General features: G+C 62.9%; 8 protein-coding genes. 1 reads left to right on the forward strand and 7 read right to left on the reverse strand.

The window, feature by feature from the left end:
- Nucleotides 1-33: 33 nt before the first annotated feature.
- The 5 genes from phnE (LH62_RS23315) to LH62_RS23335 are packed head-to-tail and all read right to left on the reverse strand — an operon-like array spanning nucleotide 34 to nucleotide 4598.
- Nucleotides 34-855, reverse strand: a complete 822-nt coding sequence (gene phnE, locus LH62_RS23315) for a phosphonate ABC transporter, permease protein PhnE (protein WP_043364525.1) — start codon at nucleotides 853-855, stop codon at nucleotides 34-36.
- Complete coding sequence (gene phnE, locus LH62_RS23320; RefSeq protein WP_043364526.1) at nucleotides 855-1682, reverse strand: phosphonate ABC transporter, permease protein PhnE; 828 nt, start codon at nucleotides 1680-1682, stop codon at nucleotides 855-857. Before phnE (LH62_RS23320) ends, phnE (LH62_RS23315) begins: the two co-directional genes overlap by 1 nt.
- A complete protein-coding gene (phnC, locus tag LH62_RS23325; protein WP_043364527.1) occupies nucleotides 1679-2548 on the reverse strand; it encodes a phosphonate ABC transporter ATP-binding protein in 870 nt (289 codons plus the stop codon). Before phnC ends, phnE (LH62_RS23320) begins: the two co-directional genes overlap by 4 nt.
- Before the next feature lie 9 nt (nucleotides 2549-2557).
- Entirely contained in the window at nucleotides 2558-3535 is a 978-nt protein-coding gene (gene phnD / locus LH62_RS23330; protein WP_043364528.1) for a phosphate/phosphite/phosphonate ABC transporter substrate-binding protein, read from the reverse strand.
- Nucleotides 3536-3563: 28 nt separating this feature from the next.
- Nucleotides 3564-4598, reverse strand: a complete 1035-nt coding sequence (locus tag LH62_RS23335; protein ID WP_160299877.1) for a substrate-binding domain-containing protein — start codon at nucleotides 4596-4598, stop codon at nucleotides 3564-3566.
- Between the two features lie 527 nt (nucleotides 4599-5125).
- Here LH62_RS23335 and LH62_RS29550 point away from each other — a divergent pair.
- Entirely contained in the window at nucleotides 5126-6151 is a 1026-nt protein-coding gene (locus LH62_RS29550; RefSeq protein ID WP_082012741.1) for a putative molybdenum carrier protein, read from the forward strand.
- A 415-nt stretch (nucleotides 6152-6566) separates the two neighbouring features.
- Here the strand turns inward: LH62_RS29550 and LH62_RS23340 are convergent, their stop codons facing one another.
- Nucleotides 6567-12131, reverse strand: coding sequence for a DUF3320 domain-containing protein (locus tag LH62_RS23340; RefSeq protein WP_043364531.1), 5565 nt, complete (start codon nucleotides 12129-12131; stop codon nucleotides 6567-6569).
- A 675-nt stretch (nucleotides 12132-12806) separates the two neighbouring features.
- Nucleotides 12807-13649 (reverse strand): IS5 family transposase, encoded by an 843-nt coding sequence (locus LH62_RS23345; RefSeq protein WP_052214849.1) that lies wholly within the window; start codon nucleotides 13647-13649, stop codon nucleotides 12807-12809.
- Between the last annotated feature and the right edge of the window lie 212 nt (nucleotides 13650-13861).

Raw genomic sequence — 13861 nt, forward strand, 5'->3', positions numbered from 1 at the left:
CTCCTGCCAAGTACATGAGGCTGCGTCCGGTGTTCACGTGATTGCCCTCCGCACCTGGGCGCTCACCCACTCGCTGACGATTACGGTGGCCAGGATGAGCAACAGAATCACGCTCACCTGGGGCCAGGCGAGGGTCGCCACGGATGCTTCTAGCTGCAGGCCGATACCACCGGCCCCGACCAGCCCCAGCACCGTGGCTTCCCGGATGTTTATGTCCCAGCGGAACACGCCGATTCCCGCAATGGTGGGCGCGACCTGCGGCGCGATGCTCCAGGCGAGAACCTGGGCAGGAGAGGCGCCAGTAGCTTCGGTAGCCTCGACCTGGGCTCGGTCGATTTCCTCAATGGCTTCGTAGAGCAGCTTGCCGACGAAGCCGACTGACCGAAGAGCGATGGCGATGGTTCCAGCAAGCGGTCCCGGCCCGATGATGACGACCAGCAGCAACGCCCAGATGAGGCTGTTAATCGACCGGCTGGCAACGATGACGAGGAGCGCGAGGGGGCGCACGAGGGTGACGCTCGGTGTCGTGTTGCGCGCCGCCAGGACGGCGACAGGAACGCCCAGCGCCATGGCAACCAGTGTGCCCAGCGAGGCCATGTTTACCGTGTCCCATAGCGGCTTCCATAGGACACCGGCGTATTCCCATCGCGGGGGCACCGCACGGGCTAGTAGGTCGGCGCCTTGCGTGGGCGCGTCCCAAACGAAGTCCCAAATCGTCGCGTCCGATATCGTACGGAACGACAGCATGGTTGCCAAAACGACCACCAGCCAGGCGCCCCAGGCCAGCAGGTCGCCCTTCACTGAACGACGGCGCCAGATTGAGGCCTCCACCCCTGAGCTGGGGAGCGACGGCATCAAAGCGCCGCCTTCCGGATGACGCCGCTGGCGTATTCGCACGCCATGACAATTAAGATGATGAGTAGGAGGATTGCTGCGGCTGTGTCGAACTCATAGCGGTCAAGCGAGGTGTTCAGGGTTGCCCCAATGCCGCCTGCACCGACGATGCCCAGGACCGCGGATTCCCGAAAGTTGATGTCCACCCGGTAAAGCGAGAGACCAAGGAGGCGCGGCTTCACCTGGGGCAGAATTCCCCAGGTCAGAGCCTGCAGCCACGAGCCGCCGGTCGCCCGCATGGCTTCGAGCTGGGCAGGATCTGTCGCCTCAATGTCCTCGGCCAGCAGCTTGCCGACGAAGCCGACAGTGGCGAATGCCAGCGTGAGCGTTCCGGCCAAGGGGCCGAAGCCGAACATGGCCACGAACAAGATCGCAACCAGCACCTCTTGGAACGTTCGGCTGACCACCAGGATGGACCGACACGCAAGGTAGATCGGCCGGGGCGCTAAGTTGCGGGCCGCGCCGACGGCCACCGGCACCGAAAGCGCCAGTCCGAGGACCGTCGACACGACCGTCATGGTCACACTTTCGAGGAGGCCCTCGGCGATGTCGTCGGACTTGGAGATGAAGTCTGGTGGTAGGAACGCCGCCATGAACCGCACGCCACGAGCCCAGCCCTCCGCGGCCCGGGCCCAGTTGATCTCCATGAAGACCAAGGCGGCCACCAGCCACGCCAGCCCACCGAGGATGAGGGACCAGCGCAGCACTGGGCTTGCGATCAGCGGCGGCGGGCGCCACTGAGCGGCCAGTGCCGTGTGAGCCTCCGCCGTCGGTTGCGAGGCGCTCATGCCAGGCCTGCCAGCCGCTCGACATCGGGCAGGGTACCACGCTGCGGCGAACGGTCTTCCTTCGCGTCCTTGGCACCCTGGCCCAGCGTGGCCGACCAATCCTCCACTCCGTAGATGGACGTCAGGGCTGCCGCATCCAGGCTGCCAGGGGCTCCATCGAAGACAATGGCGCCCGACCGCAAGCCCACAATCCGCATGGCGAACTGCCGCGCCAGCGCGACATCGTGGATATTGATGATGGCGGCGAGCCCGCGCTCGGCACAGAGCTCCAGTATAAGACGCATGATTTGTCGGCTGGTCTTCGGGTCGAGGCTGGCGGTTGGCTCGTCCACCAGGAGGAGTTCCGGGCGCTGCATCAGGGCGCGGACGATGCCGACGCGCTGCCGCTGGCCGCCGGAGAGCGCGTCTGCCCGCTTGTTCGCCATGTCTGCCAGGCCAACGCGGTCGAGGAGAGCAAAGGCTTCCGCCACGTCGCTCATCGGGAAACGTCGGAACCAGGAACGCCAAAAGCCGACATAGCCAAGGCGGCCGGAAAGCGCGTTCTCCATGACCGTCAGCCGCTCGATCAGGGCGTACTCCTGAAAAATCATCCCCATGCGCCTGCGCGCTCGACGGAGGGCTCGGGAGCCGAGGCCGGTCACTTCGGTGCCGTCGAGGCGGACCACGCCCGATGTCGGCTGCACGAGCTGGTTGACGCAGCGGATGAGGGTGGACTTGCCCGCGCCCGAGGGCCCGATAAGCGCGACCACCTCGCCACGATCCACCCGGAGGTCGACCTCACGAAGGGCAAGGTCACCGGTGGGATAACGCTTGCTCAGGCGCGCCACCTCAAGGACGGCTAGGCGATCCAGGGACCGATCAGACATCCGCGTGGCTCACCGGCAGGCGTATGAGACGTTGGTAGCTTGGTCGATCTGACGGATGACGCCCCAATGCTCTCGGTAAGTGATGGGCATGAACCTTTCCTGCGGCGGCTCGGACTTGCTGAACTCCTCTAGGAGCGGTGTTCCCTGCCAGTCGTAGGAGAAGAAGGCCGCTCGAATCTTCTCTGCGAGCGCGGGCCTGAGGTTGTGGGCGTAGCCGTAGGCGGTCGTTGGAAAGCTGTCGCTTCGGTAGATGGATCGGATGCGGGCCGCGTCGACAGTGTGTCGGGCCACCATCCGGCGCATCACGCTGTTCGCCACTGCTGCCGCCTCGTAGTCCCGATTGGCGATGCCGATGACCGAGTTGTCGTGGCGACCCGAGAAGTTCGAGCGGTAGTCGGTACCCTCGCGGAGATTGAACTGCCCCTGCAGCAAGGCCACTGGCGCTTTGTAGCCGGAATTCGAGGTTTGCTGGGAAAAGGTAACCGTTCGCCCGCGCAGGTCTTCGAGCTTCTGAATGGGGCTCTCGGAGGGCACGATGATCTCCATCTCGTAGCCGAACTCGCCCGCCTTCGAGGCCATCATGGCGAAGGGCACGAAGCCCGAGCAGTTGACGGCGAGTGGCGTGGACCCGGTGTTGAAACCAGCCACATGTAGGCGCCCTGCACGCATCGCCTCAATCTGTGCGGCGTTGTTCTGGACCGCGAAGAACTGGATGCGCTTCCCGGTTTCACGACCGATGTGAGTAAGGAAACCTTCCCATACCCGGCGATAAACTGCTGGGTCCTCAACCGGGGTATAGGCAAAAACGAGCGTTGAGGGGTCAACGAGTTGGTTCGCGTCCTGCGGCGCGTCGGCGACCATGTCGCCATCTCGGTCGCAGTACCGGGCTTCGAGCGCACCGGGCGTGCAGCCCTGAGCTTGCTGCGCGGCGGCTGGGACCGATGTGAGCCCGGTCACGGCGATAAGCACGAGGAGTGCTTTCAGCATCGTGTGATTTCCTTGAGCGTGCTGCGTGTCAATCATTCGGACGCCGCGTCATGATAGTGCGGTCTCGCACCGCATCCCGGATCTGCAGCAGTCGTTCGGAGCCGACGGGCACCAAGCCGATACGCACAAGGTAACCACCAGGCGCCATGGCGCTGTCGGAGACATACTCGGCAAGGAACTCTTTGAGACCTGGCACCCGATCGAGATTCGACCTCTTCACATACAGGAAGAGAGGCCGCGAGAGAGGGTAACGCCCAGAGGCAATGGTCTCGACCGAATCGTCCATGCCCTCGATGGAGGAGCCTTCGATGCGCTCCCTATTGGCTTGCAGGAAGCTGAAACCGAAGACGCCGAGTGTGCCGTCGCGGCCGTCTGTAACGCGGCGCACGATGGCCTGGTCGTCCTCACCGCCGTCGATCCAGCCTCCGTCCTCCCTCACGGTGCTGCAAAGGCGGGTCCGCTCAGCGGCGTCCGTAATGGCCTGGATTTCCGGGAACGTCCGGCAGCCTGCCAGCATCGCTAGTTCGGTGAAGCTGTCGCGGGTGCCGGAGGTCCGCGGCGGTCCGATGACGCTGATGGGCCAATCTGGCAGGGAGGCCGAGATTTGACGCCAGGAGGTGAACGGGTTCGGCACGATGCGGCCGCCTTGCGGTACATCTTTGGCGACTCCCATCCAGAGCTGGGCAAGAGTGAAATTGGGCGAGGGCAACCCTTTGCGGTGCGCGACAACGATACCGTCGAACCCAATCGGGATTTCCATTATCTCATTAACGCCATTCCGGACGCACAAGCTGAACTCACCAGCCGTCATGCGCCGTGATGCATTTTGCACGTCGGGATGCTGGAGACTGGCGCCTCGGCAGAATTGGGCGAAGCCATGCACGGTGCCGGTGCTGGTAACCTGCACGCGCTCCCCTCCTGCCGCTCTCGCCATGCTACTGGCGACCGCGGAGGTGAAAGGGAACACCGTTGAGCTGCCGGTAACTTGGACTGTTTCACGCGGCTGTGCAGCTGCTGGAAGACCGCAGGTGGCCAGCATGGTCACCGCGAGGGAAGCCAGCATGACGCCCTTCGACATACCGTGGCCGGACAGGCTCCGATGGTTCACACGTCCGATGTCACCACCGGGACGCCGCTCCGCCTCAGATGTCGGTGAACGTTTCGTTGCAAAGTCCAGCATAATTCCGAGACCTTTCACGCAAACACCCAGGCAGGTGACCTCAATTCGAGGTTTGCAGAAAGGTCATAGATTTTCAAAGTGCTGCTGTTTGTTACAGAACGGTGAAATTGGTGGCGGGTCTGGCTGGAGTAGCAGGGGGAGGACGCCATGCAGGATGCCCGCATGCGGAACCTCCAGTGCCCGAATCCAGCCCTGTTAACTGCCCGGCCACAGCATCCGCTAGCGCGGCGTAGCCGCCAAACAGCACCAGCGCTTACCGTCCATACACCTTCGCGCCTGTCGCCGCCGCGACGCTTCCTTTTCTCCAGCCTTGGCCACGCCCTCGCGTTGACGCTCCAGCAGCAAACGGCGCTCGATACAGCCACGGATTAGATGACGTGGACTTTTCGTTCGGCAACGGATCGTGTCTGATGAAGGGTGATTTGGATGGCACCGCTGCCCTTGACGCCATGGAAGAGGACAGGAGGATGAGAATCATCTCCGGGGGACAAACCGGCGCCGATCGAGCTGCTTTGGACGTAGCGCTGGCGACGGGTCTGCCACATGGCGGAAAAGTACCCCGGGGCCGTTGGGCTGCAGACGGTCCGATTTCGGACCGCTACGCTGTGGAAGAACTGCAGAGCACCTGCCCTGAAGAGCGCACAAAATTTAATGTCGTTGAGTCAGACGCGACGCTAATCGTCACGCATGGTCCACCGAATAATTCCGAAGGAACAAAACTGACTTACGTTTTAGCGACACGGCATCAAAAACCACTCTTATGCATCGACCTCAATGAGTTAAATGAGGATGCTGCAGTGGATCGGGTCGTTAACTGGCTCCGATTGATCCGTTGCGGTACCCTGAACGTCGCTGGGCCGCGGTCGTCAGAGGATAAGGGTATTTATGAGGCCACCTTCAACCTTTTGCTGGCAGTGCTGGCGAAAGCGGAAGTCGGCCCTCCACCACTGCGTGAGAGACGAGAGTTCACCCTAAAAATCTACGAGCAGTTTTGCAACAACTTTCGTCATTGGGACCAGATACGTTGGAATGGTTCTGGCGTATTGATGGCGTTCCTTGGAGCTTCCTACGCAGCTCTACTGACAGCGATGAATGACCATCCTGTTGTCGTACGCTGTTCCATGGCGGCAATTTCGGCGCTGTCTACTCTGTGGATTTGGTTGCTTATCCGCCTAATAACATACCATAATAACAGCCTAAAGTCTCTAGAATCGCTAGTATGTCAGTCCCACAAAGAAAAGATTGAAGCTGACGCAATGGTAAAGGGGCTCCCTTTCGAGTTTACCTTTCCGCGCTTTTTCCGCACGGCCAGTTTCTGGTTTTTGCTTGTTTTCTCTGGTTTTGCGCTACTCGGCTTTTTCGGCACCGTTTGGTTTGACTGGCTTAAATCTGTGACATCGACAATGCCACCAGACCCCCAAACTCAGTTAATTTGAAACGGCAGTACCTGCGCTCGCATACCCTGAGCGCGACGATGACCGAGGACAGCCGCAACCGGTCAGCCCTCAACAGCATAGCGACCTAGCCGCTGCCGATTGTGCCCTTCGCTCCTTGGCCTGGGAAAGGAACTCACCCGGCGGGGAAAACTGCGGTACGGAATCACAAACCTCCCAGGGCGAGGAGCCTCGGCCGGTTCGGTATCGGCCCCTTTGGCTTTGGTCACTCTCACAACTCTCTACTTAAATCCGGATGCATTTCAGGGCGTAGGTTGCATCGTCCAAGCGCCCACTACGCCACTGTGAGCAACCCAACTCCCTCGTCCCTCCCCAGACGGCCCGTCCACGCCGCTGAGGATTGAGGTGCCGGGCCGTGCCAACGTGCACGACGCGCCATGTGTTGAGAAGGCAGACATTACTTCGCTGCCAAGCTTGCCTTGTCCGTATTTGCCACAACAAGGATGCCTGCTTCACGGGCGAGCACCCCAACATCCTCAAGCCGCGCGCTGGCGGCCACGACAACCTGGCGAAGCTGAGCACTGACTGATTTGAAGCCTAGAAGGCGTGGCACCGCGGCTGCAACCTCATCGGTGCTTGCTCCAAGTCCGGTCCTCACTACGTGCAAGACTGCCGCCTCCATTTCCTTCTGCGGAAGCATTTCAATCTTGCGCAGAGAGGCGGAGGTGACGCTGGCGCGATCACGGACAGCCACTGGCTGGTCCGGGATGGACAGGAACTCTCCATCTCTGACGATTTTGCCACGCTGAACCCCGACACTGGCTCCACGCTCGACTGCGGCCTGGATGCGACCACCGGCGCGCTGAAGGCCCCATGCGGTCCGCAGCCTCACCACGACCTCATCGATGTGGACAGGCCCTTCTACGGCAACGACCTGCCCAACGAGTTCCGCCATCTGGCCACTTGGAACTTCGTGCATCTCCCGCTCCAAGGGCACCTGAGGCGCCGCTTCTTGGTAGAGCGGGATCGGTCCACCACCACCACCCTCGGCGTCCAAGGTGCCGCGGTCCGTGACGCCGACCCTTTCGAACGTCACGATGTCGATGGGCACAGCACGCCCGGCGAGATGCCCGGCCTTCTCGCGCTCAGCCAACTCGCCACGAGCGGCATCGATGGCTGCCGCTAACTTTTCAAGCTGCTCCCGCGGACGCTGGAACCAGTCAGACCCCCAAACGCGGTGAATGATCCATCCATGGTCCTCGAGTACCGCTTGCCGCAGGCGGTCGCGGTCCCGGGCGGATCGTGAACTGTGATAGGCGGCCCCGTCGCACTCGATGCCGAGGAGATAGCGGCCCGGGCGTTCGGCGTCGGCAATTGCCAAGTCGATGAAGAAGCCCGCGATGCCGACCTGAGGGTGGACTTGATAGCCGCGCTCCTGCAAGGCCCGTCCGATCTGCTCCTCTAGGACGCTGTCCTGCTCCCGGCTGCTACGGTGCGCAATGTCGAGCCTGCCGGTCCGTGCGTAGTGGAGGAAGAGCTTGAGGACGAACACACCGCGGCCCTTCACCCGCTCCAAGTCAATGTCTTCGTCCGTAATGGAGGAGAACACTTCGCAGCGGCGCTTGGCGCGGCTGATCAGCACATTCAGGCGCCGTTCGCCGCCATCGGCGCCGAGCGGACCAAAGCGCATGGAGAAGGTGCCGTTGGCGTTTCGGCCGTATCCAACGGAGATCATGATGACATCCCGCTCGTCACCCTGAACGTTCTCCAGATTCTTGATAAAAAACGGCTCACCCGGGTGCGCCTGAAAGAACTCCTCAGTGTCGGGATTCAGCCGTCGCAGGAGCTCAACTTCATCCTGAATGGCCCGCCGCTGACGGCTTGAGAAGGTCGCCACACCCAGCGAATGCCCGGGATTGGTCTTTGCATGGCGGATGATCTCCTGGGCAATCGTCTTGGCCTCAACGACGTTCGTGCCGGTTCCTCCCGAGTCGAAGACGCCATCCGGAACGTGGCGGAACGACAACCCCATCCCAGCCTCTTGGGTGTAGGGGCTGGGGACGATGAAAAGCTTGCTCTCGTAAAACTGGCGGTTGGACACCGCGATCAGGGACTGGTGTCGGCTCCGGTAGTGCCAGCGTAGCATGCGCTGGGGCAGACCGCGGGCCGTGAACAGCCCGAGAATGCTCTCAATGTCAGCGACAGACGCGCCATCTTCGTCGTCGTCCCCCTCGCCGCCGGTCATCTTCGAGAAGAACCGGGTCGGTGGCAGCTGCCGTTCGTCGCCTACGACCACGACCTGGCGGCAGCGCGCGATGGCGCCGAGGGCGTCCACGGGTTGGATCTGGCTGGCCTCGTCCATGACAAGAAGGTCGAACGTCATTCGGCCCGGGGTCAGAAACTGGGCGACCGAGAGCGGGCTCATCATGACCACGGGCTTCAACTTTTGGATGGCCGGTCCGGCTCGCTGGACCAGCTGCCGGATGGGCATGTGGCCCCGGCGTCGCGCGATCTCAGCCCGCAGGATCCCGACGGGACCCATCCCAACTTGGGCCGGGATGCCCCGATGGTGGGCGCGGACGACCTCCAACCTAGCCGCGTCGATCCGTTGAAGATCCAGCTTCGCAAAGTCCCGCGTCCGCGCCCCGTGAAGCGTCCCGTCGAAGCGCCCAAGCTCAGGATCCGCCCGCACGAGGTCGGCGAGCAGGGCTTCGTAGTACGCCATTTGGAAGGAAGGGATGGCGTCCACAGGTGCAAGGCGCCCATCCTGGAGGCGCTGCACTAGCGGGGTCAAACCTGCCTCCCGGGCGCGGTCAGCACGCTCGCGGTAGGACACCCACTTGGAGAGCCGCTCTCCATTGGCCAGCCATTCCGACAACCGGCTGGTCATCTCCGCAAAGGGAACGGCGTCAAGCGAACCCCTGCCGAACAATGCGAGCGTAGGAGCTTGCAAGGAGGAAAAGACCTCGTCTATCTCCTTGAGCAGGCGCTCCTGGCCACTCTCCACATGCTGCAGCAGTTCGGCGAGTTCACCCCGGCTTGTGACGCGGGAGGCTAGCTGGCGGATGTCGTGGTTGGACGCAATCCAGTGCGCCGCCTGCGCCAGCCCGCGCCAATCGGAGCGCTGCTCCTGCCAAGCTTTGCCGAAGGCAGCGGCACCAAGCGGTAGCCCATCCTCAATGGCACGGGACGCTTCCTGCCGGGCGGCGATGCGACATAGCACCTCCAGCCGGTCCGATGCCTTCTGAGCAGCGGGAACGGCAGCTAAGGCCACGTCGTCGGCCATGGCTAAGCCGGTGATCTGGGCCGCCAGATCCGGCAGCGTCGCCCGGTCGTTGGAGAGACTGCCGCCAAACAAGGTCGATATGTCGCCGCCCGCATCGGCCCTCAGCGCCTCCAGCTTCAAGCGCACCTCGGAGTAGAGGTCTCTCAATCCAGACGTCATCTGTACCAACGCCGACCTTTGGGGGGTGCGGCCAGCGATCATCCTGGGCTCGGCGCCCAGTCCCCGGAGCGTGCGCATCCAGTCGACGAGGGCGATTAGCGGCGCCGAAACTGACTTCTCACCCCGCCAGTCCGCTCCGAAGGCCGATTTGCCGAACTCGTGGCCCTCTTTAATCGTCCGGACGGCTGTCCGGGCCTTGGTCAGGGTGTCGAGCCGGTCGAGAAGTTCTGGGAGGGGCGCCTTGGGATCCCGGACGACCGTGCGCATCAGGGTATTAGCCTGACGCCAGTCGGAGTTCAGCATCTTGAGAATGCCGGTGTGCGTAGCTAAGGCCAGACGGGCCTGGGTCACATCGGTCGACCAAGCCGCCTCATGGACGCTGTCACCCAGCGCGGCCTTGGCACGCTCCAAAGACGCAACCGCCTCTGCCAGGTCACCGGCCTGCTCCACGCCGTGGTCCCAGACAGTCGCCGCGAAGGCTTCAGGGCTGGCGTCTGGGGCTGCGGCCACTCGCTCACCGGTGGAGATCAGCCGGTCCAGGGCGGCCAGAGTACGCTCGCCGCTGGCCTGCCCCAGTTCCGCGTTGAGCTGGTCGGCGCCTGTCAGCAACCTCGGGAGCAGGTCGCGTAGCTCGCGGATATGAGCGAAGGCTACGGTTCCGAAGCTCGGTGGCAGGCTAGTCAATGCCGTGATGGCGTCCGCGACCGGAACTTCCAGCCCAGCCGGGGTAGCTTGTCCCTCCAATCCGGCCGTGAGCCGCTCGAATTCACGGCCTGTGGCCAACAGGCGCACAACCTCCTCGGCCCTATCGGTCCAATGCGGCCATGCCAGGGCGGCCGGATCGAGGCTCGGGGCGGAAGCGATGCGACGCCCGAGAGCCGTCAGGAGCGTGGTGTCGGCGAAGTTGGGGGAGGCATCCGTCTCGAGGAGCCGGGCAAGTGCGGCCTGGAGCGACGCCCAACCCTCGAAACGAGCGAGCAGCTCGGTCAGCCGGGTCATCAGCCGCTCGACCGTGGTCGGCAGGACGACGTCCAGCCCGACACCGCGCCAGGGATGCTGGTCCGGCAGGCCAATGTCCAGAACCCGCTCGGCCATCTCGCCGACGAGCGCCTGGCGCTTCGCAACGTCCTCCCGAGACCAAGTCGGCGCGTCGGGAAGGTCAAAATCGACGGGGCGCCGCCCGTCCTGCTTCAGGCGGGCGAGTTGGCCGAAGACCTGAAACGGCGTCAGACCGGCAATGGGGTGAGTACGGTGAATTCGCTCAGCGTGGGCGTTTACCACGTCGCGCGCCTCGGTCAGGCGCCGGGTCACCGCCTCTGGACCTTCTCCCCTGGGCGTTCCCAGGTCCCAGGTGCGCCGAAGTTCGTCTAGGACCGAGCGCTTATTCGCCTTGTTGCTGTGGAGCTCCAAGCAGGCGTCACCCACGCCCGCCATGTCGAGGCGCCGCTTGACCACCTCCAGAGCCGCCATCTTCTCGGCAACGAAGAGCACCGTTCTCCCGTCGGCTACGGCGGACGCGATGATGTTAGAGATAGTCTGCGACTTGCCCGTGCCGGGTGGGCCTTGGATGACGAGGTTCCGGCCCTGCCGCGCATCGTGGACTGCCAGAGTCTGTGAGCTGTCGCTGTCGACAATGTGCAGCATGTCGACCGGGGCGATGTGCCGGTCGATTGGAGTGTCCTCGTGAAGAAGCTCATCCCGCCCGTCAAACCCGTCGGCCAGGAGGGATCGGATCAGCGGGCGGTCAGCGATTGTCTCGCCCTTGGGCCAGTTCGCCGGATCGAGGTCGCGGTACATCAGGAACTTGGCGAAGGAGAAGAAGCCGAGGACGATGTCGTCCGGCTTAACCTCCCAGTTTGCCTTGGTCTCGACAGCCTCAGCGACCGCCTTGAAGTAGGCGGTCGGGTCGAACTCATCGTCGGGCTCCAAATCGGGAAGCCTCAGGGCATGGATTCGGTCCAGGTAGGCTTCGAGAGAGAGATTGGCTGACAAATCCTCCGGTCTGGCGCAGAGGCGGAAGCGCTCCCCAGCCGTGCCGCGTTCCAGCCTGACCGGCACGAGCACGAGCGGCGCATGCCGGACGTTTTCCTTGTTGAGGGGGTCAATCCATTTCAGCATCCCAAGAGCCAAGTAGAGGACGTTGACGCCCTGCTCCTCCTCCAATGTGAGGGCGTCCCCAAACAGATCGAAAAGGCGCTTCTGTAACCCCTTGGAGGTCATCCGGGTCTGCAGCCTGGTGTCGGAATGGCGGCTAGCGATCCCCCTCTCGTCGGCAGCCTCACTCTCGATTGGCTGCGGCAGCTCTGCGAGGAGGGCGTCGCCATCGGCTTCAGCCTTGTCCGCGGCCGTCTCCCGCCCGGGCAGGAAGGTGCATGCCTTGGCTTCACGGACCAGAAGCCGGAACACCTCGGAGGACCGCTCATCGACGACATCGATGGTGCGTGCCGATGCCGAAAACCGAGGAACGTTCAAAAGGCGATTACGGGCTGACAGGTCCAGTAACTCGGCTCGAGCCCGCTCAAGCTTGGCTGCAACCGAAAGATCACTCTGGAATACCGAAACGGGTGCGTCCACCATGCTTGCCTTCGCTGCCTGTACTTGGAGTTTGTTACAAGACGGATAAAAGCGCGCAAGGGTTTTATGAGAACCTTCTGCCGGGCGAGTCGCGCATCAGCGTGAGCGCTAGGGGCGACTATGCCTCCTCCACTTCGACCCGCAGGCAAGTTCTGTGGCTGAGGATTGTTACAAATGTTGGGAAGTAACGGCTAAGAAGCTGTACGCGTTTAAATCCCGCTCTACATCTTGATTTGTGAGACGAGACGGCGTGTGAGAATGGCGAACATCGCAGTCTAGTTGAGTTCATCAAAGAGGTTGGCGGTGCGGTCGTGGCTAATGTTGAGCCGTGCTTCCGCTTCCCCTGCAATGGTCAGCAGCATCGCCGTCAGAACATGTTCGACAGCGGGCCACCATCATCGCGCATCGCATGGACCAGATCAGGCCGCTGCTCGAGTGCGCACGGTAACCATGCCATCGGTACCGTCCCTGAGCTGCGACAGCGGCCCGCCCTAGGTGCCGTCGGGTTTCGCCCAGGGCGTGAGGACAAATGAGACCGATGCCTCCCTACCGGCCACTAACATGCTTGCAGAAGCACAGATGAGCCGCCACTTGGTGGGATGGTGACTGCGCTCCCCTACCTTCTGTCTTGGTGTGTAGCGGGAACGCATCTAATCATCTCAAAGGCTGTTTTGAAAGCTACGGGGCAGGAAGTCGCTTGCGGTTTGGGTGAGCGAGGCGGTGGAGCATGAGGCGGATCATGGCGAGGGTGACCATGGCCTCGGCGACCTCGGGCCGTTGCTCATAATCCTTCGACAGGCGGCGCCATCGGCCGAGCCAACCGATGGTTCGTTCGACCACCCACCTGCGTGGCAGTAGGACGAAGCCCTTGGTGCCTGCGACGCGGCGGACGACGACCAACGTCAGGCCGAGCAGAAAGCAAGCGAGCAGGACGGCGAGACGGTCATAGATGCTGTCGGCGAACATGGTCCGGAGCCAGTTGTAGAGGGGCTTAATACGCCGGAGCAGGTCGCCCGCGCTGTCCGCGTCCTGGATGGACGCGGCATGCACGAGTACGCCGAGCAACAGCCCCTGCGCGTCGACCGCGACATGCCGCTTGCGCCCTTTGACCTTTTTGGCTGCGTCGTAGCCGCGAGGCCCGCCGCTCTCCGTTGTCTTCACACTCTGGGTGTCGAGGATGGCCGCCGTCGGGCTTGGCTCGCGCCCCGCGCCCTCGCGCAGCATGACGACGATGTGGTGGCGTATGCTCTCCCACACCCCGTCGCGGAGGAAGGCGCGCATATAGCCGTAGATTGTCGGCCACGGCGGGAATGCCGGAGGGGGCGGCAGATGCCGCCATTGGCAACCGGTCCGCACGAGGTAGAACAACCCATCCAGCAGGCGCCGCATGTCGGTCGTCCGCGGATGGCCTCCGGGCTTGGCGGCTGGGATGAGCGGTTCGAGCAAGCGGTACTGCTCGTCGCTCAGGGCCTGACCGGACCCGTAGTCCCCAACCAGCGCGCGGGTATCGGGCGTCCACATGGCGGCTTCTTTCTAGGAAAGCCGCCCAGAACGCTTCTCCTACGCCACCTTTTCAGGCCCAAGTTCGCCAGGCGCGGCTTTCAAAACAGCCTGTCAGCGCAGTACGAGTTACAAAAAGCATGACGCAAATTACCAAGCCGCGCTCGCTGGCGGCCAATGTCGCAGCCATACCTCCCGACGAGCATGTGTTATGGTATCATGCTGCATTCTGT

Origin of the sequence: Belnapia sp. F-4-1, from assembly GCF_000802185.1 — a bacterium.
In the GTDB taxonomy this organism is placed as follows: domain Bacteria; phylum Pseudomonadota; class Alphaproteobacteria; order Acetobacterales; family Acetobacteraceae; genus Belnapia.